We start from the raw sequence: 18,263 nt of genomic DNA on the forward strand, positions 1-18,263 counted from the left end.
AAACATGAGCAAAGCGCATTATCTAAAACTTGGCTTTACTCATGTTCCCTTACTGTATAAAAATAATTCTATCACTAAACGCGAATCATTGGGTTATGGACAAGTTCCTTCTTCAAAGTAATTCGCACTTGTTTCCGCTAAAGTAGACGTATAATAAACGTTATATAAGCCTAAATTCGTGCCTGAGCCAATGGCAAAAACATAAGAGCCATTAGTCGTTGCTCTATTAGCTTGAACATGAGCATAGTTACTTGATGTCGTTTCATTGCAGCTAAAATTACCATTTGGCGTGCTATCACACACATTGCCTATGCCATCATTGTCATTATCCGCTTGATCCGCATTAGCAACTGCGGGGCAATTATCGACATTATCAGCAACGCCATCATTGTCACTATCGGTTGGCTCTCCATTTGGCGTGCTATCGCACACATTGCCTATACCATCATTGTCATTATCCGCTTGATCCGCATTAGCAACTGCGGGGCAATTATCAACATTATCAGCAACGCCATCATTGTCACTATCGGTTGGCTCTCCATTTGGCGTGCTATCGCACACATTGCCTATACCGTCATTGTCATTATCCGCTTGATCCGCATTAGCAACTGCGGGGCAATTATCAATATTATCAGCAACGCCATCATTGTCACTATCGGTTGGCTCAACAATAGAACATGCCTGTTGAGGTCCAGCACAACTTGGTTCTCCATCGGCAATCCACTGACATTGATTGGTACCTGCAGCATATTCACGCATCACAAAATCTGAGCTACCAAATGCCGTATAACACGCAGAATATCCTACTCCCCAAGTAATATGGCCTTGGTTAATATGTAAGTTATAATCCCCCTCAACTCCTGCATCGATAGTAAATTGCGCATTGTCGGTACTAGATAATGATGTGGTATCAGTTGCTGTTACAGTCGCCGTTTGATTCCCCCCAGATAAACCACAACTTTCGGCTAAATATTCATTTCCATTAAGTTGTGCTGTTACCGTACCATTACTGAAACTGACCCCAACACTCGCTAAGTTTTGATTTTCATCAAAGACATTGCCAGACACCGTTGCACACTGACCCGCAGTAATCACATTAATATTCGATAATGTTGGCGCTGTTGCTGGTGGCTCAGGGCCAATACGTGTTGTAACCTTAGCAATATCACTGGGTTTACCTTCATTATCTGTTGCCGTTGCCGCTACTTGGTATAAACCATCAGCGAAAACACCTGATAAAAAGTTATATTCATCATTCGTATTAACTGAACCATTGATGCTTGAAAGCCAAGTCATGTTGCCTGATTCGATAACGCTAATGTCTACTTTGATATTGCTGACACTCCCGTCTTCATCGGTTGCTACTCCAGAAATATCAAGCTGACTGTTATTGTCTACCGCAGTATGGCCTGCGATTACAGGAGCCTTATTTCTATTGACTCGTTGATTGTTTTGCGCAAAAAAATTTCCTAAATACGTAGCAAAATTAATACTCGTTGATGCAATATAATCTCCTGAAGCTCCTACCCCGCCAGACCATGAATGATCTAAGTTATCAAACCATAACATTGATATTCGATTATTCGTCCACAAGCTTTCAGAAGCCGTATGACCGGCACCTTCACTGATATTTGTTGTCCCAGCCAGTTGTGTTTCGCCATAAACAGCGGCAAAGCCATTAGCATTTTGCTGGTTATAACAAGTATTTACCGTTGTATCAGCGGTACCATGTCCAATTACCGCAATTTGTGTATTTAAATGACTTGCCGCCGATCCCGCATAGCCTTCACAACGTGATTTAAAAGTATTAGGCGATACTGTCTCACAGGTTGATATTGCTCCATTAGAACTTGTACCTATTGTTGGGCCTGCACTCGGAGCTACACCGGCAAAAACATCGGGTGCTAAACAAGCCGTTTGAGCAGACATGGCGGCGCCAGATGAAAGGCCAGCGATATACACTTGTTGTGCATCAATATTACGAGTTGCATCACCACTCATGGTATTGGCGAGATTTATCAAGTTTTTATAATCCCCAGATGTTCTTGATACGGCGCCTTGCCAATAAGACCAACAACTATAACCCGCTTTATTCATGGCATCTGGAATAGCGACAACCATGCCATAAGATTCAGCCGCACTTTCCAATTGTGCTGTTAAGTAATTATTAATGGGTTGTACACAGCCATGTAGAACAATTAACAATGACTTACCATCCCCAACAGGTGACAGAGAGTCGGGTGTGTAAATGTGTACTGTGTTGAATCCCCCAATATTTACGTTTTGTTGCCAAGATCCCGCGACGGACGCTTGTACAAAACAAAAAAAACTTAATAAAATAGCGAATACGCTTTGTATTTGTTTGATGTAATAATGTTTTCTAACGTTCATTTTTCTTTACCTTATTTTATAAACTTTCCCTAAAAATTCATCCCTATTGTTTATTTTTTGAACTGAGGTAACACTAGACAACTTAGTAATAAAATGAAGTAGTACTTTAGTACTGCGGCTTATTTAATACGCAATAACGGCAGGGTATAACAGAGATATCGCAGGTTTGTTTAACATAGTTAAATGACTTACTTGCCAATTTTGTCACCCGCTAAAGTAGTAGAGATATTTTATTCGCTTTAATTGTTTTACAATTACTCTCATATTCATCACATTTAGCCATGATGATGAGCTGACGAGGAATCTAATATTTCTATGAGTAAGTACGACATGACACAAATAGCGGTGGGTTATATAGACAAAACCGATATCGATTTAGCAAAAAAAGTCGCTCAACAATGGCAACTCCAATACATAGGTGATGTTGCTTCTGTCAATAAAGAGTCAAATTTACTATTTTTACTGCAGGTCCATTTTCAACAAGTAGAACTCATTAAGCTAGATGAGCCTAAGCTAGGTGCAATAAAAGTAGATTTTGTCGAAGGTCCTGTTGCACATCGACGGAAATTTGGTGGTGGCAGAGGCCAAGATATTGCAAAAGCTATCGGCTTGAAACACGGTTTTACGCCCCATGTTTTAGATGCAACGGCAGGCTTAGGAAGAGATTCTTTTGTACTCGCCTCACTTGGCTGCCAAGTCACTATGATGGAACGCATGCCAATTGTGGCGGCATTACTTGAAAATGGTCTAGCACGAGCAAAAATACATCAAGAAGTAGCCGATATTGTAGATCGTATGAGCTTGATTTATGCCTCTTCTATCGATGATATGACACTAGCAAACGCTCCAGATGTTATTTATTTAGATCCTATGTACCCGCACCGCGAAAAATCCGCTGCCGTAAAAAAAGAAATGCGCGTGTTTCAGGCATTAGTTGGCGAAGATTTAGACGCTGATAACTTATTAATACCAGCCCTTAAACTCGCTAAATATCGAGTGGTGGTGAAACGCCCTTCATATGCGGAGCCACTAAACAATAAAGCGCCATCAACCAGTATTAAAATGAAAAAAAATCGCTTTGATGTTTATGTAAATCAGGCAATACCAAAAGCGATGACTTAAACATGACAACGAACATCGTTGTCATAAAAGTGTCATAAAGCTGTCGTAAAACCTTCACAAAACCCACATAAACTTTAGCCTCAATCGTCTGTCGAGTAAATTATTTTGCGGGTTTCAAGTTTTTCTAAGTTATCAGTTATAGCTATCAGTATTTTTGCCATCATATTTTTAGCCACTATGTATCAAGTTGGTGAATCATTAACCAAGAGTCAAATTCAATATAGCGGTTATCAAACACTGAAATCTCATACGACTATTAAGTTTAATCGTACTATCAATAAATACCTACAAAACGGCGATGCAAGCCTACTCAATGATACCGAAGCACAACTTGACGAAATGATCGCTATCACCAAGAATTTGGGCATTAAAACCCTCACTGAAGAGATTAGCGCTCAAGCAACGCTACTTAAAACAGATATTTCAACGAAATATCGTGCATTAGGAAAATTAAGTGGAGACCCTTTAGCGCTTATTCGCAATGGTGAACAAGCCATGGCAGCAATCACTGCTAGCCTGGCAAAATATGCTGTTCAATCTAATGCGCTGGATCCTCAACAAAAACCAGCTTACTTAAAACTTACCAATGAAATATCTAAAACGCTTTATGACTTAGTGAATAGTCGAGAAAAAATGTTTAATGATAGTCAGCTGAATAACCAATCGGTCGCAATTGCCTTAAATGATCTGCGAACATTAGTAGATACAATTTCCGCATTTCCCGAACTTGAAGTATTCCCTGAAACAGATGAAGACGAAGATGACTTTTTTGCAGATGAAGACGATCTGGAAGATTTAAGTGTTGAAGCGTTAGACGAACTAAAGTCATTGGTTAGTCGCTATCAAAGTGAGTTAGACAATACATTATCTTTGCAAGAACAGCGTAAAAAAGGCTTACAACGATTAGCGGCTCAAGTTGATGAATTAGAAAATATCATTGTTTCAGGTGAAATTACCGTTACACAAGAACAAGCTAAAATAAACAAATCACTTACCAATGTAGTGGTCGGTTTATTAACGTTTTTAATTTTATTTTTAGCCGCTAATTATTGGTTGATGCGCAGTGTTATTTTGAACCCACTTCGAAAATTACGCGATAGTTTTGTGACGCTAGTCAGTGAAGGTCGAGTCGATAACATCACAGGTATTTCACCTAAAACAGAACTTGGCGAAATATCACATAGCTTTAATCAAATGGTGTCAAAACTTGCCGAAGAAGATAAGCAAAAAGCGAATCAACTAAACCTAGTGTCGAATGCCATGAAAACAATGGAAAGCCAAGCACGCAACATTCTTGATTCATCGTCAACAACGAGTGAGCACTTGCTAGAAGTTGGCGATATTATGCAAGCACTTTCGAATGTTACCGAAAACGTTAATACGCTTTCTCAACAAGTAGTTGATAGTGCAAAAGCGACACAAATGGCGATGAATGATAGTCAAAATCAAGTCAATGAAGTACTAAATGCCAGTGAAGAAACCAACTCAGCTGCAACAGCAGGGAAAACATCAATTGAGTCTTTAAGCTCTTCCGTTGAAAGTGTTGGTACTATTGTCGATGTGATCAGCTCAATAGCTGATCAAACAAATTTACTTGCTTTGAACGCCGCCATTGAAGCAGCTAGAGCAGGTGAACACGGACGTGGATTTTCCGTGGTGGCTGATGAAGTAAGACAACTCGCTGGCAAAACTCAAGACTCGTTAAAGCAAGTTAGCCAACGACTAGAACAGCTTAATCAAGCAAGTTCAGCGCTCGCCGATAATATTTACGGCATTGAAAGCGCCTCAAATAAACAAAAAGAAATTGCCGAATTATTAAAAGGCAACGCGGTAAACGTAGTTGAGCAAGCGATAACCTCGGCTAATGTCGCTGAAAGTACGTTAGAACAAATTAATCAGCAACGCTTACATTTTTCTGACTTTGAACAGGCCATGAACAGTGTGACGACTGAAGTAGATCAGTCACGCGAATTAGCCACTCATATTTCAAAAGATGTCGGCGAACAGGTTAGAGACATCAATCAAACCTTACATTTAGTCACTAAATAGCGTCAATTTAGCAACAAGCAATCTGTAATTATTCGCTTGTTGCTAAGCTATTCTCTTATTTTAAAACCAAGATCGAGAAAAATTCACCTCAGTTTTTACATCTTTTCTCAACAAAATCGTGCGCGAACTCTCCCAATATCCTAAAATTAACCTTAGGTTTTATTGGAGATTAGTTTATGGCTAAATCTTTGTGCAAATGGAAGAAAAAAGACATCGAGAAAGGTTTGCACGAGCTCGCACATATTGTCGACAAGCCGCGATATATTTGTAAAGATTGTGCGCGCAGTGCACATGATAAAGGCTTTTTATGTAAAGCCGTCAAGTTACCCCTATCACATCCATCTTAAGGTAAAATAATGATTCAAGAAAATATGAAAATGCCAACCGGTGAATTACAACAATTATCAGGCGGCAATATGGTTTGTCACAATACTGATGAGTTATTCGCTAACAAAAAAGTCGTCCTTTTTGCCGTCCCAGGTGCGTTTACCCCCACTTGTTCTGCTGCTCACCTACCAGGTTATGTTGTGTCAGCTGATGAGCTTTCAGCAAAAGGTGTGGATGCGATAATTTGTTTATCGGTAAACGATGCGTTTGTAATGAATGCGTGGGGAGAGGCACAAAATGCAGAAAATATTATGATGCTTGCTGACGGCGATGGCAGTTATACCAAAGCATTAGGTTTAGGCATGGAAACAGCAGGTTTCGGTGGTTTTCGTTCTCAACGTTACGCCATGATTATTAATAATGGCACTGTCACAAGCTTACATGTTGAAAAACCGAAAGAATTTGAAGTGAGCAAAGCTGAAGTGATTTTAAATTCACTTTAATGGAATCGAAACGAAAACAATTAGCATTAGTAATACATTGTTTTTATTAGGATTTTTTCAAATCCTCTTGAAATCAAAGGCTAGCTAAGGCAAAATTCTCAGATATTCACTGCGTTATCGCACGAAAAATTTAATAGGAAAAACCATGCTAAAACCTGAAATGGTCAAACAATTAAACCAGCAAATAAATTTAGAGTTTTATTCGTCGAATTTATACTTACAAATGAGCGCTTGGTGTGAAGAACAAGGTTTTGAGGGTGCTGCTGAATTTATGCGTAAACATGCGCTAGAAGAAATGGATCATATGACACGTTTATTTACCTACGTCAGTGAAACTGGGGCATTACCTATTTTAGGCGCAATTGATGCTCCCCCACATGAATATGAATCATTAGCGGATGTTTTTGAAAAAACCTATCAACATGAATGTGAAATAACTGAACAAATCAATACCTTGGCTCATCAGGCATTTACTAACCAAGATTATTCTACTTTCAACTTCTTGCAATGGTATGTAGCTGAGCAGCATGAAGAAGAAACGTTATTTAAAAGCGTCTTGGATAAAATTAATTTGGTTGGCCATGATGGTCATGCATTATTTTTTGTCGATAAAGACTTAGCTGAAATGGCGAAAACATCACCAACCAGTATTATGTCAAATCCACCAGAATAAAGCTTATTTTCTGCTCATAAAAAACAAGGCTTCTCATTTGAAGCCTTGTTGCTTTTACAAGGGTGATTTTTCTACGACCAGATAATATCCTTGCCCACGCATAGCTTGAATACTCAGGCCGCTCGAATAATGTTGCAACTTTTTTCGCAGATTAGAAATATGTATATTTATAACCTGTTGTTTATGTTCAGCCCCATGAAATAGCTGCTTAATAATGCTTGCCCTTGGCAGCAGTTCTGGGGAGTGCTTCATTAATAAATACAATAAGTTAAACTCTAAACTCGTTAAATTAACTTCTTGCTTGTCGACCTTTACTTGTCGAGAGCCTTTACATATTGAAAGGCTCCCCATCACCGTAACTTGTTGCTTTCCTTTATGACGTTGTAAGCTCATATGACTCTCTAGCGCTACAGTTAACAGTTAGTCTGAACTGCGACTAAACATATTTGCTTTATAACCAGTGCCGGAAGTTAAATCGTTTTCTATGACGATAAACTGATCCGTTGACTCTTCATCGAGTACTAATTCAAAGGAATCTAAAATGATGTTGCTGCTATTTTCTTTCGCCACAACATACACTTGATATGTATTGTTCGTTAAATACAAGGTTTCATGCTCTGCATAACCAAAAGAACGATTATAGTAAGCACTATCAATGGTTTCATCACTTCTGACAAAGTAGATATTTACTAAATTAAAGTCTTCGTTATCGGCTAAGTTCACCGCAGTGATTTCATGACCATAAATACTGGTATTGTCACTACTATCAATCACTAATGAATGAATAGTCACTTCTTTTTCATCAACAACACCGTCACCGTCTTCATCAACATTGCCATCTCCGTCTTCGTCGACGTTTTCTTCGTCGGCATAAAAGAACACTGTTTTATTGGCATTTTCTGATAATGAAAGTAAATGATGACTCACTAATGTGATGTCGTTATCACTGGCTAATAAAGACAAGCTATAATCACCACTTTCAACGTTTAACGGTTCACTCAATTGTCCAAAAGTTAACTGCTCTATTTCTGGCGAATCATCAATATCATTGACATAAACCGTAACCTCGCCTTGGTAATCGGGTAATAAATCGTTCATTTGAATCGCGTTATAAATACGAAAACGCGCTTCAGCGTTATAATCGATGTATTCAACTTGAGTAGAATTAGACACTTTATCCAAAATAAAAGGAGAAGAGCCTACACCAGTATTCTCTCGTATCACCATTATATATTGGGCAGAGTAGTAATAATCGACAGCATCTGATTGATAGATCACTTCATCACTACCAGAATAAGTGATGTAAAAAATATAGCTGCCTTGGTCAAATTTATGGTTGTCTGAAATCTCTTTATTTTGATAGCTTCCTAATAATTGCGCTTCATTAAATGTTTCATCCGACTCAGAAACATAAACATCTATGGCATTGTTATTAGTACTTACATTGAGCACATTAAAATTAAATAACGAATACGTATCATCATCTTCTTCATCAATAACAGGAATGTCATAAACAACAACATCAGGAGCGGTAACATCATCATTAAGCACCACTAACTTTAAAGAATCTTTCTCAATGGAGAGTTCACTTTGATAGATCATTTCCAGTTCACTACGCACGGAACTATCGCCATCTTGCCAAGCTAACTCAAAGAAGTAATCATTGATGTCAATTTCATAAGTTCCTAATGCAGCAGCATAACCCACACTTGAGAAAGTTATTTCCGTTTCATCATCTTCACTAGTATCAAGGTCTTCATCAATAGTGAGATAAATATCAGGCGCATTTTTAGAAGCATTGTAGAATTTAATATAGCCTTGATTACTATCATCATCACTATCGCTCGAGTTACACGCCGATACCCCCAAAACAACCAGCGCCGCTAGCCAACCTTTTAAAAACTTTTGCTGGCCTGATCCAAATCTTACTTTCATATACTACCTATCTATTATTAATAAATTTACGATGGAGCAATAGAGGCATATCAAAGTAATAAGTTCTTATCTTTACATAACCTTTGCACTTCTTTAGTTTTCTTTGCGTAGATTGGCAGAACTTTACTTAACCTTACATAAATTGGCGAAATGCAACGGTTCAGCCTAGTTATTTCTCCTCTGGTTCATCGTCCGTAAAACTTCTATAATGCCGAGAAATAAACAGTTAAGGTTAGATGTGCAACAAATAGATACGTTAATTATTGGTGCGGGCGCGGCGGGATTAATGTGCGCTGCCACAGCCGGATATAGAGGTAAGTCTGTCGTCGTCGTAGATATGGGGAAAAAACCTGGCCGAAAAATATTGATTAGCGGCGGTGGACGTTGCAATTTTACCAATGAAAATGCACAACCCGAAAACTACCTATGTAAAAATCCACATTTTATTAAATCGGCCTTAAGTCGTTATTCTTCACAAGACTTTATTGAGTTAGTAGAACGACACGGCGTTGAATATCACCATAAAACTTTAGGGCAATTATTTTGTGATGATAGCGCGCAAAACATTGTCGATGTATTAATGACGGAATGTGAATGGGCTGGCGTTGATGTAATAATGCGTAACGAAGTGCTTTCAGTTAGCAAGCAAGATGAATCCTTTCACGTGCAAACCACCGAAAATACTTATCAATGTAAATCGTTAGTTATCGCCTCAGGTGGTTTAACAATGCCGAAATTGGGTGCAACACCTATTGGTTTCAATATTGCTAAACAATTTGGTTTAAATGTGCTACCAACAACCGCAGCCTTAGTGCCATTTACCTTACATGATCACGATAAACAACGCTTTGACGGCTTATCTGGTATCAGCATCCCAACAAAAATTACCAGCAAATGCGGCACTGAATTTAAAGAAAATATATTATTTACCCATCGCGGATTATCTGGCCCAGCCATTTTACAAATTTCTTCATTTTGGCAAGCAGGACAAGCGGTGACCATTAATTTATTACCCGATTCACCTATTCAAGACCTTATAACAGAATGGCGGGAGCAAAACTCACAAAAATCCCTCAAAAATATGTTAAGTACAATTTTGCCGAAACGCTTTATTGAAGCTATGGTCAGTCATGCAGAAATTATTGATAAGGCTGTCAATCAATTAAGCAAAGATGATGTTTATCAATTGGCAGAATATCTACACCAGTGGCAAATCAAACCTAATGGTACAGAAGGTTATCGCACGGCAGAGGTCACCCTAGGTGGTGTTGATACTGACGAGCTATCTTCTAAAACCTTTGAATGTAAAAAAGTCGCTAACCTATATTTTATTGGTGAAGTGATCGACGTAACCGGCTGGTTAGGTGGCTATAATTTCCAAGCCTGTTGGGCACAAGGAGTAGCGTGTGGACAAGCGGTTTAGTGAAAGGTTTTTTGCTTGTTAATAACGGGGTTATTGATGTTTCACTACGGATCACCTAGTGTACAAGTTGTGATTTTTTAGTTAATCGTGTTGTAAAATCCGAAGGTATTTTAGCTTTATGACCCATATTTTAGTTGTCGATGATCGTGCAGATATTCGGATGAGCTTATCCATTTTACTTGAAGCACATCAGTATCAAGTTATAGAAGCCGAAAATCCTCAAGTTGCGCAACAGAAACTACAAAAAACAACTATTGCTTTAATTATCTTAGATATGAATTTCCGTTTGGATTCTACTTCGGGAGAAGAAGGCTTACGATTTTTAGCTTGGCTAAAAAATAACCAGTTCTCTGTTCCTGTTATTGCCATGACCCCATGGAATAATCTCAAACTAGTTACAGAGGCAATGAAGCTAGGTGCAACCGACTTTATTGACAAACCCTGGCGCAATAAACATCTAATACATAAGGTAGAACAGCAGCTTACTTTAGCTAGTTTACAAACAGAAAATAACAAAATTAAACAACAATCAAACGCACACATCACCGAGCATTATTCATGGCGTTCAGCTTGTATGTTGCAATTATTTGACAAGATAAAAACCATTGCAGCTACTGACACTAATATTTTATTAGCTGGTGCCCATGGCACAGGTAAAAATACATTAGCCCGATTCATCCAGCAACAAACTTCACAAACATATCAGCCTTTTGTATCAGTAAATATGCAGTCTATTACTGATCCTCGTTTTGATGTTGAAATGTTTGGACAGTTTAACGCTAGCTGTAATGATACAAACACAGACCAATTTGGCTATTTAGCTTTAGCTGATAAAGGAACCTTATTATTCCAAAACATCGACAGAGCCTCTAATAATCAACAAACTAAATTGTTGCAGGTATTAACAAACGGTACCTTTAAAAAGCTAAGTTCTAGCAATACCGAACGTTTAAATTGCCGAATAATAAGTACCACTAGCGTTGATTTAAAACAACTCATTAAAAATAACCAATTTAATCAAGAGCTTTATAAGCAATTAAATACAACCCATCTCACCGTACCTGCCCTTCATGAAAGAATTCAGGATATTATTCCTTTGACGCAATATTTTATTGCAATGTACAGTCAAAAGTATCAACGAGATTATTGTCAATTAACCCAAGGCGCTCAACAGGCGTTACAAGAATATCATTGGCCTGGTAATATTCGAGAATTGAGCCAACTTATAGAAAGAGCGGTATTATTAAATAACAACCAAGCGCTTGATTGCGAAGATCTAAGATTAAGCGCAAGTAATCCTAAAATTGAGCTGCCAATAATGACGTTACGAGGTGCAGAAATCACGTTAATTCAAAAAGCACTTTTACAAACTGACAACAATATCCCGCAAGCAGCAAAATTGTTAGGGTTAACTAAATCTTCAATGTACCGCAGAGTTGAGAAATACGATCTTGCTAAAAATTAATTCGTTAGAAAAATTCTTATCGATAAAGCTCCTTATCCTGGCATCTCCCAGTTTAATTTTACTCGCTTTATATCAATGGCAAGCAGGTATTCACTGGCAATGGATAATTGTGTCACTTTTTGCCCTTTCACTCTTTATATTTTGGTCCATTGCAGTTATTAAATTTCGCGTGATGCGCACTTTTACCAGAGCAGAATTGCATATAGATGCGATAAAGCAAGAAGATTATAATCAATTCGCCAAACCTTCTTTTTCACAAGGCAAAGTCAAAGCTTTCCACCAACAATTGAATCAATTAAGCGATCATTTACTCAAAAACAAATTAAACTATGACCAACAAGTTTTACGTGTTTATCAACTAATTAATCAGCTTGATGTTCCCATTTTACTTTTTAATCAAATGCAAAAACTCAGCTTTGCCAACGACGCCTGTACTTCTTTATTTGAAAAACCATGGCACAGTTACTTACATGCTTCTGCAGAGCAATTAGGGCTGAGCTTTGATGGTACGAATTGGCATTACCGTCTTGGTATTCATCGTTGGCAGATAAAACACAGCCAAATTCAAGAACAAGGCCAAGTACATCAATTATTACTGTTTTTAGATAACACGACCCCGCAACGAGAAGGACAATTAATTGCTTGGCAAAAAATTATTCCTGTATTAAGTCAAGAAATCAAAAATTCATTATCGCCGATATCATCTATGTCAGAAACTTTAGCGGATCAATCTTTACTTAACAGTGATAGACAAATGTTGCAAACCATCACAGAAAGGTGCCAACATTTGCATAATTTCATAGACAGATACTCTTTACTTAATAAAGATATAGAGATTAACAGACAAAATATTTCTGTTGCTGAGCTTGCTGATTCGCTTAAAAACACCTTTCACGCATTATCTTTGACGTTCGATATTGCGGTTAAAACTATCTGGGTTGATCTCGCTTTATTCGAGCAAGTGTTTATCGATTTACTCGAAAATGCTCAAGAAGCTGAAGCTAAAAATGTCCAAATTATTATGTCGAATCACGAACAACATTTACTTATTGAAGTGATTGATGATGGACACGGATTTGACCATTTAGATAATTTATTTATCCCTTATTACTCTACAAAATTTGACGGTCAAGGCATAGGTTTAAACTTTTGTAAAAATGTAATTGAGCATCATCAAGGTGTCATTGAACTTCATAATAATGAAGTAAAAGGGGTAACGATTATGATCATTATACCGCTGACTTCTGCCGACAATTAACTAAAAAATCACCAGTTCGAAAATGGGATATTTTGGTTCGATATTGAAACCAATAAACAATCAAAACTCATAAGCTGTTGTTTTAAAGTAACTTACCGCAAAAAAAGCAAAGCTATTATTTTTATTGTTTTAATCGAATTTATCGATAAAAGCGTAAGTATTGTTGCCTTTTATAAAGAGAAAATGCGATGATTAAGCCATTAAATAATGCCAATTACATTTAATTTTCAATTTACTTTAATTATTGTAAAGCTATTACTAACTAGGATTATACTTAAGGAAAAACCATGAATTTGATAAAGAAAACATCGCTCGCTTGTGCTTTAATTTTATCGACGACAATTGCAACCGCAGAACCTGCAAAATCAGAAAAACATGCTAAGAAAGCCACCGAATTACGCCAGTCAATCTTCGCATTGATGGGGAGTAATATGGGACCACTAGGTGGCATGGCAAAAGGTAAAATGCCGTTTGATGTCAAAGCGATTGAAAAACACGCCTTAAGAATTAATCAACTTTCTTTCATGATTGCTGATTACACTAGTACCAACACTTCAAAGTTTGAAGTAAAAACAGAGGCATTAAATAAAGTGTGGCAAGAAAGAGATTTATTTGTTGAAAAGATTGCAGACTTGAATAAATCGTCGGCACATTTAATGGCGGTAGTAAAAACAGGCGACGAAGGCGCAATTAAAAAAGCCATTGGTGGCGTAGGTAAAACATGTGGCGGATGTCACGATGTATTTAAAAAAGATTAGTTAACCGTAAATCGCTGAGGCATTTTTCGCCTCGGCGATATCAATTAACAATAAGTACACTAAGCTTAATCAAACTGACGAATCAATAATAATACTCTTCAATGACTGGTGCATTAATAACAACTAACCAGTAAACAAACAAAACAACCCCTAGCGCTACGATGATAGCTTTAATTAATTTTGAATGCTTAATGCCATATTTGCTATCGCCATTATCAAGTAATTTTTTTCCGGTAAACATAGGTTTTATCAAATTTTGTTTTTTGATGATTAAATAGTAAAAAACCGCAAAAATATGAATCACAGACAATGTCGCTATTATATTAAATCCATTGGTGTGAACCATTTTAAGTAACTTTTCAAATTCTGCACTTAACACACCATTGTATGGGCCCGCAGAAAATATATCATCGCTTATAAATAATCCGCTTGTAGCTTGTAGTAGCACTGCTATTAAGATAAAAATTACCATAAGGCTACCCAAAGGGTTGTGACCAATATAGCTTTTAACTTTGCCAGCTCTTAGTTGTTGAAAATAAATTTTTAGCTGATGAGGCCGTGGAATAAAATTAACAAATTTAGCGTGAGTAGTGCCAACAAAGCCCCACAATATTCTAAAAAGGGTTAACCCTAACGCGGTGTAGCCAAGTTTAATATGAAGCTCAATCAAACCACTATCTTGATCTGATGTGTACCAAAGTGCAAGAAGCACGCCTACAAAACACCAGTGAAAAATTCTGACGGGTAAATCCCATACAAGTTGTTGTTTAGCCATTATCACCATCCAAAAAGTTACCCACAAACTTTATGCTTTAATAAAGGGATTTTATAGCGGTTTTCGATAAGTGGTTAATTTTTCACGCTATAACTATTAATATTAATTGAAAATGCTATTAACTAAATAAATTCTTGCACCATGACAATAAACCTGTCGCGGGTTTGATACTATTATCATAACTCTGTTCTAACACTTTTAACCGCAATGAAAAAGTGCCACCATGATCCCAAGGCCACCATAATGCAACGATGGCAGGGCAAGATTCTTGTGCGGGTAAAGCAAGAATTTTTTGATTTTTACTCAGTTTAGCTAAGTTACCTAATTGCGTTTTTAATTCTTTAGGCATTTTTTTAACGGTTTTGCTGTGCCATTCATCCGTTAATGTATTTCTTAATTTAGCTAAAACAACATCGGATTTATTTTGCGCGAATTCACTGAGCATCATCGCTAACTTTTCTTCGTATTGCCAAGGGATATTATCCCCGAGTGAATGTCTGAGTTCAGCGGTTAAGTGTGCTATTTGTTCAGGTGTGTACAAGGTTAATACCTTAATTATTATTATTTTCGATGATATGAGTTAGTTTAGTTGGCTTGAGCTACACAGTTACCCTCTTTTTATGTAACACAGTCAGTTCAATACTATGATCTATCGTGCTTTGATTTGCAAAACTATACTAGGGCGTGTTGATCTTTGCTGTTTGAATTTTGTTGAAAGATCAACACGCCCTTGTTTCTCTCGACTAGTTTTTTACCCGTTCTAAAGGTTGCACCGAAGCTTGTTCTTCTTCTTGAACTTCTTCAACAGTATCTTCACCTAACCAATCAACTAAGAAGCTTTGGTGAGTATCAAGTAGTAATTCATCATCTAATTTAGTGACTTTTAAACTTGGATCGCTGATAAACGCGATTTGTTTTTTAACGGTTTCGCCCCGTTGAATGTATTCTATAGTCGTTACATCGCCTGGTGAAAACTGTGCTAACGCTTTATCCCATAACTCACTATTACGAATAGTTCTTCGGCCTAATTTAACAATTTGATCGCCACGTTCAACCCCTGCTCGGTATAGCGGGCTACCAACGAGTATTGTATTATTAACTATTGCATCTTCACCACGGAAATTGAAATTCACTTTACCGAGAAATGCACTTTCATCGTCTTTTTGCTCCAGCTTTAAACCAACAGGCGCTAACAAAGCGGTAAAATCAGGTTTGGTTTGACCATAAATATGCTCGGCAAAGAACTTATCCGCAAATAGTGGGTCACCGGTAATTTTGACTAGTGTAGCAAGTGCATCCTCACGAGAATAAGGAGTTTCTGTTTTGCCAAAATCAAGCCACAGTTGACGCATGTAGTCATCTAGTGATTTGCCCGGAAACTGTGCACGTAAAGCTAAATCTAACGCTAAACCCATTGCTCGACCATAGGAATAATAGCTAAAAAAGATATTATGATAATTGGTTCTATCTTTTGACACGCCAGCATCGGTAAATGTTGCTAACTGACTTGCGCCTTCAGGGGTAAAATATAATCGACCACGCATGTTGTATGCTTGGTTAATAATGCTTGCGACTTTATCTAGGTACTTATCTTCGTCCCATTCCTGCGTTCTTTTTAAAATAAGATCGCCATAATAAGTAGTAAACCCTTCCGCCAACCATAAGCTTGGCGTCATATTCGCATCAATGTATTTAAATGGCTCTAACTCTTTAGGACGAATACGTTCGACATTCCACGCGTGAAAAAATTCATGAGATAAAGTGCCTAGCTGACTATATTCAGCTTCATCTAACGAGGTTGAATTAGTTAAAATGGTGGAGTTACGATGTTCCATACCATCGCCACTAACATGTGGAAGATAACATGCAATAAAGATATATTCGCCATAATCAAATGTCGGTAATTCACCAAACACTTTAATTTGCTCTTCAACTACCGCTTTGGCTTTTTCAGTGTATTTATCTAGATCTTCATCAATACCGTCGTGATGAACAGCCAACTTAATGGTTTGCGTTTTGCCGCCAGAATTGACTTGCCAACTGCGTACTTGATGATCGCTTAATTCTGTTGGGCTATCTAAAAAATATTGTAAATTTGGCGCTGTAAATGAATATTTTCCTTGGTCTTTTACTAATTGTGTCGCTACTTTCCAACGTGGATCGAAAGGTCGAAACTCTACGTTTATTTCTCGATCTTCGTGGTTTGTCGCCCACACAAAAGTCGCTGGCATATTTAGATGGGCATGCGTGCGATCAATTTGATTATAAGTACCATCAGCCCTATCACCAAATAAGGTATAACTAAACGTGACTTCACCATCATGGCCCGCAATGTGCCATTGATATGGATTAGGTCGAGTAATCTCTAATGGCTGCCCTATACTATTCACCGCCCTAACTTTGTAGACATTTTTAATAAATTCATGCATCGCATATCGACCAGGGGACGAACGGCTCATTTGCACTTCTAGCACTTGGTTTTCAATACCGGTAAATGTTGCAGAAATCTCTGCTTCATGATGCACAGCATTATCAAACGACACTTGATATATCGTTTCCCCATCGGCGAATACCCAATGGCTTGCCAATGCTAATGACCAAGTTAAACAACGGGCGATTTGCTTCCTCATTTTTTATCCTATGAGTTATCTTTTTTTAGAATTTGTTAAAGTGTAATTACTATTGTCTATTGAATACAATCACTTTTTAAACTTTATTATGTGAACAAATAGTAGTTTTTATCCCCAAAACTTGAATTTTTGCCTATTATGACAAAAACTTAACGTCAGTATTAAGAGAGTTTTATAAAGACTGTAGATGAAATGACAATTGACTCAAACCTAGAAACTTTACCTCCTATTTCGGTACTCCATCGTGAAATACCAGCACTTGCAGGTATCAATAAATATCAACATCATCAAACGCAATGTATCTATGTGCATTCAGGTGTACTTGCCATTATTACTGAGCATGGTCGATATTTTATTCCGCCTCAGCAAGCGATTATTATTCCTGACGAACTGATACATGAATTGCTTGCTAAAACCGAAGTAAAACTGAGTATTTTTTATTTTATCGCTGAAGAATCAACGCACTTACCAACTCATCCACAAGTTATAACTGTTGATCCTTTATTAACAGCGTTAATGAATGAAAGCTTGCAAATTTCAAACGATTATTTGTGGGAATCTAGTGATGGCCGTTTATTACGCCTTATACGTGATAAGTTATCTCAAGCAAAGGTATTAGATACGTTTTTGCCTTATCCAAAAGATTCTCGATTAACGAATATCACTGAGCGTTTATTAAAACATCCATCCCTTAAAAGTGATTTAAATTTTTGGGGCAAATTCGTCAATGCTTCACCACGAACCTTAAGTCGTGTTTTTAAAAAAGAGACCAATATTACTTATAGTGAATGGCGACAAAGATTAAACATTCAAATTGCAATCAAACATTTGTCCCTTGGTGATAGTATTAATAGCATTGCTGAGCTTTTAGGATACGAATCAAGTTCCGCATTTATTTATATGTTTAGAAAGCAGATGGGCGTTTCTCCCAGCCAATTTTTAAAAAATTAACGC

At 37.4% G+C, this 18,263-nt stretch carries 15 protein-coding genes; 9 read left to right on the forward strand and 6 right to left on the reverse strand.

The window, feature by feature from the left end; translation table 11 throughout:
- Positions 1 to 93: 93 nt before the first annotated feature.
- The gene (locus ABXH06_RS08570; protein WP_353517955.1) at positions 94 to 2,391 is read right to left on the reverse strand and encodes an extracellular catalytic domain type 1 short-chain-length polyhydroxyalkanoate depolymerase; all 2,298 of its coding nucleotides are present in this window, start codon (positions 2,389 to 2,391) and stop codon (positions 94 to 96) included.
- Between the two features lie 330 nt (positions 2,392 to 2,721).
- Here ABXH06_RS08570 and ABXH06_RS08575 point away from each other — a divergent pair, with 330 nt between their 5' ends.
- From ABXH06_RS08575 to ftnA, 4 genes are all read left to right on the forward strand, one after another.
- Positions 2,722 to 3,513, forward strand: coding sequence for a class I SAM-dependent methyltransferase (locus ABXH06_RS08575; RefSeq protein WP_503012489.1), 792 nt, complete (start codon positions 2,722 to 2,724; stop codon positions 3,511 to 3,513).
- A 105-nt stretch (positions 3,514 to 3,618) separates the two neighbouring features.
- Positions 3,619 to 5,562: a methyl-accepting chemotaxis protein gene (locus ABXH06_RS08580; RefSeq protein ID WP_353517957.1), complete on the forward strand. Its 1,944-nt coding sequence runs from the start codon at positions 3,619 to 3,621 to the stop codon at positions 5,560 to 5,562.
- A gap of 356 nt (positions 5,563 to 5,918) precedes the next feature.
- On the forward strand, positions 5,919 to 6,392 hold the full coding sequence (locus tag ABXH06_RS08585) for a peroxiredoxin (RefSeq protein WP_353517958.1): 474 nt from the start codon (positions 5,919 to 5,921) through the stop codon (positions 6,390 to 6,392).
- Between the two features lie 145 nt (positions 6,393 to 6,537).
- Positions 6,538 to 7,065 (forward strand): non-heme ferritin, encoded by a 528-nt coding sequence (ftnA, locus tag ABXH06_RS08590; RefSeq protein ID WP_311580957.1) that lies wholly within the window; start codon positions 6,538 to 6,540, stop codon positions 7,063 to 7,065.
- Positions 7,066 to 7,119: 54 nt separating this feature from the next.
- Here ftnA and ABXH06_RS08595 read toward each other — a convergent pair whose 3' ends face one another.
- Positions 7,120 to 7,458 carry a winged helix-turn-helix domain-containing protein gene (locus tag ABXH06_RS08595; RefSeq protein WP_353517959.1) on the reverse strand — a complete coding sequence of 113 codons (339 nt, stop codon included), beginning with the start codon at positions 7,456 to 7,458 and terminating at the stop codon, positions 7,120 to 7,122.
- Positions 7,459 to 7,485: 27 nt separating this feature from the next.
- On the reverse strand, positions 7,486 to 9,000 hold the full coding sequence (locus ABXH06_RS08600) for a hypothetical protein (RefSeq protein WP_353517960.1): 1,515 nt from the start codon (positions 8,998 to 9,000) through the stop codon (positions 7,486 to 7,488).
- Between the two features lie 238 nt (positions 9,001 to 9,238).
- On the opposite strand from ABXH06_RS08600, the gene ABXH06_RS08605 reads away from it, so the two are divergent.
- The 4 genes from ABXH06_RS08605 (at position 9,239) to ABXH06_RS08620 (ending at position 13,904) form a co-directional block, all read left to right on the forward strand.
- Positions 9,239 to 10,423, forward strand: coding sequence for a BaiN/RdsA family NAD(P)/FAD-dependent oxidoreductase (locus tag ABXH06_RS08605; RefSeq protein WP_353517995.1), 1,185 nt, complete (start codon positions 9,239 to 9,241; stop codon positions 10,421 to 10,423).
- 118 nt (positions 10,424 to 10,541) lie between these two features.
- Positions 10,542 to 11,888 (forward strand): sigma-54-dependent transcriptional regulator, encoded by a 1,347-nt coding sequence (locus ABXH06_RS08610; protein WP_353517961.1) that lies wholly within the window; start codon positions 10,542 to 10,544, stop codon positions 11,886 to 11,888.
- On the forward strand, positions 11,875 to 13,146 hold the full coding sequence (locus tag ABXH06_RS08615) for a sensor histidine kinase (protein ID WP_353517962.1): 1,272 nt from the start codon (positions 11,875 to 11,877) through the stop codon (positions 13,144 to 13,146). Before ABXH06_RS08610 ends, ABXH06_RS08615 begins: the two co-directional genes overlap by 14 nt.
- Before the next feature lie 287 nt (positions 13,147 to 13,433).
- Positions 13,434 to 13,904 (forward strand): c-type cytochrome, encoded by a 471-nt coding sequence (locus ABXH06_RS08620; protein WP_353517963.1) that lies wholly within the window; start codon positions 13,434 to 13,436, stop codon positions 13,902 to 13,904.
- An 82-nt stretch (positions 13,905 to 13,986) separates the two neighbouring features.
- Here the strand turns inward: ABXH06_RS08620 and ABXH06_RS08625 are convergent, their stop codons facing one another.
- From ABXH06_RS08625 to ABXH06_RS08635, 3 genes are all read right to left on the reverse strand, one after another.
- Positions 13,987 to 14,679, reverse strand: a complete 693-nt coding sequence (locus tag ABXH06_RS08625; RefSeq protein WP_353517964.1) for a cytochrome b/b6 domain-containing protein — start codon at positions 14,677 to 14,679, stop codon at positions 13,987 to 13,989.
- A gap of 118 nt (positions 14,680 to 14,797) precedes the next feature.
- Positions 14,798 to 15,220 (reverse strand): hypothetical protein, encoded by a 423-nt coding sequence (locus tag ABXH06_RS08630; protein WP_353517965.1) that lies wholly within the window; start codon positions 15,218 to 15,220, stop codon positions 14,798 to 14,800.
- A gap of 202 nt (positions 15,221 to 15,422) precedes the next feature.
- Positions 15,423 to 17,309, reverse strand: a complete 1,887-nt coding sequence (locus ABXH06_RS08635) for a M61 family metallopeptidase (protein WP_353517966.1) — start codon at positions 17,307 to 17,309, stop codon at positions 15,423 to 15,425.
- 192 nt (positions 17,310 to 17,501) lie between these two features.
- Between ABXH06_RS08635 and ABXH06_RS08640 the strand changes: the two genes are divergently transcribed.
- A complete protein-coding gene (locus ABXH06_RS08640; RefSeq protein WP_353517967.1) occupies positions 17,502 to 18,260 on the forward strand; it encodes a helix-turn-helix domain-containing protein in 759 nt (252 codons plus the stop codon).
- The last annotated feature ends 3 nt before the right edge of the window (positions 18,261 to 18,263 follow it).

The organism is Thalassotalea sp. SU-HH00458, from assembly GCF_040362795.1.
Lineage (GTDB): Bacteria > Pseudomonadota > Gammaproteobacteria > Enterobacterales > Alteromonadaceae > Thalassotalea_H > Thalassotalea_H castellviae.

Excerpts from the sequence above, each read along its gene's own strand:
- ABXH06_RS08570 (WP_353517955.1), bottom strand. The coding sequence starts at position 2,391 with ATGAACGTTAGAAAACATTATTACATCAAACAAATACAAAGCGTATTC.
- ABXH06_RS08575 (WP_503012489.1), top strand. The coding sequence starts at position 2,722 with ATGACACAAATAGCGGTGGGTTATATAGACAAAACCGATATCGATTTA.
- ABXH06_RS08585 (WP_353517958.1), top strand. The coding sequence starts at position 5,919 with ATGATTCAAGAAAATATGAAAATGCCAACCGGTGAATTACAACAATTA.
- ftnA (WP_311580957.1), top strand. The coding sequence starts at position 6,538 with ATGCTAAAACCTGAAATGGTCAAACAATTAAACCAGCAAATAAATTTA.
- ABXH06_RS08595 (WP_353517959.1), bottom strand. The coding sequence starts at position 7,458 with ATGAGCTTACAACGTCATAAAGGAAAGCAACAAGTTACGGTGATGGGG.
- ABXH06_RS08600 (WP_353517960.1), bottom strand. The coding sequence starts at position 9,000 with ATGAAAGTAAGATTTGGATCAGGCCAGCAAAAGTTTTTAAAAGGTTGG.
- ABXH06_RS08610 (WP_353517961.1), top strand. The coding sequence starts at position 10,542 with ATGACCCATATTTTAGTTGTCGATGATCGTGCAGATATTCGGATGAGC.
- ABXH06_RS08620 (WP_353517963.1), top strand. The coding sequence starts at position 13,434 with ATGAATTTGATAAAGAAAACATCGCTCGCTTGTGCTTTAATTTTATCG.
- ABXH06_RS08625 (WP_353517964.1), bottom strand. The coding sequence starts at position 14,679 with ATGGCTAAACAACAACTTGTATGGGATTTACCCGTCAGAATTTTTCAC.
- ABXH06_RS08635 (WP_353517966.1), bottom strand. The coding sequence starts at position 17,309 with ATGAGGAAGCAAATCGCCCGTTGTTTAACTTGGTCATTAGCATTGGCA.
- ABXH06_RS08640 (WP_353517967.1), top strand. The coding sequence starts at position 17,502 with ATGACAATTGACTCAAACCTAGAAACTTTACCTCCTATTTCGGTACTC.